1 protein-coding gene is annotated in these 1,016 nt (G+C 63.2%); it reads right to left on the bottom strand.

Annotated elements, in window-relative coordinates; genetic code table 11:
- Positions 1-13: 13 nt before the first annotated feature.
- Positions 14-1,016, bottom strand: a 1,003-nt coding sequence (locus tag M3I54_RS44330) for an IS630 family transposase (RefSeq protein WP_254346724.1), incomplete at its 5' end; no start/stop codon positions are given.

Genomic DNA, 1,016 nt, shown 5'->3' with positions numbered 1-1,016 from the left:
CTAGTCCACTGCGTCATTGAATTGGCACCGGTCGAACCCGGCGCGATGGATCGTCATACTTCCACTTGATCGGCTTCGGGCTTTTGTTGTGCTCGCTGATATAGCGCATCAGTTTGCGATCCAGATCCTTCACCGAAGTGAAGATGCCGCGAGCGATCACATCGCGCTGGATGCGCGAGAACCAGTTCTCCACCTGGTTCAGCCACGACGAGTAGGTCGGCGTGAAGTGCAGGCGCACGTTGCGATGCGCGTCGAGGAAGTCGGCGACCCGCTGCGTCTTGTGGCTACTGACGTTGTCGCAGATCACATGGATTTTCCTGCGTTTTGGCTGGCTGGCGACAACATCGGTCAGGAAGGCCACGAACTGTTCGCTGGTGTGGCGCGCGGCCGTCTTGCCCAACACTTCGCCGGTGGCGGTGTTAAACGCCGCGAACAGGCTGAGCGTGCCATTGCGCTTGTACTCGAAGCCATGACTCTCGGCGCGCCCGCGCGACAGCGGCAGCATCCGGTCCTTGCGATCGAGTGCCTGGATCGCGGTTTTTTCGTCAACGCAGAACACCGCTGCGTGCGCCGGCGGATTCAGGTACAGCCCAATCACGTCCGCCGCCTTGGCCTCGAAGTCCGGGTCGTTGGAGACCATGTGCCGCTCCAGCTGCTGCGGCTTGATGCCGTGCTTGCGCCAGATACGCTGCACTGTCGAGACCGACACGTCGCCGAGTTCTGCCGCGAGCTTGTAGCTGCTCCAGTGTGTCGAGCCGTCGGCGGGTTTGTGCTTGAGGGTACGGTTGAGCACCCGCGCTTCCAGTCTGGCCGGCGGCTGCGTGGGCGCGCGCCCGGGATGCCGGGCGTACATGCCGGCCAACCGCTCGCTGAGGAAGCGCCCCGACCAGCGCGAGATGAAGCGCGAGTCACAGCAAAGTATGCGCATGATGCTGTCGCGCGATTCGCCGTCCTCGAGCATCAGGATCAACTTTGCGCGTCGCACGTCCGCTGCGCGTACCGTCCGGCTGCGCGCA

Source organism: Paraburkholderia sp. CNPSo 3274, from assembly GCF_024206475.1.
Classification (GTDB): Bacteria; Pseudomonadota; Gammaproteobacteria; order Burkholderiales; family Burkholderiaceae; genus Paraburkholderia.
This window is presented reverse-complemented; position numbering and strand designations above follow the sequence as displayed.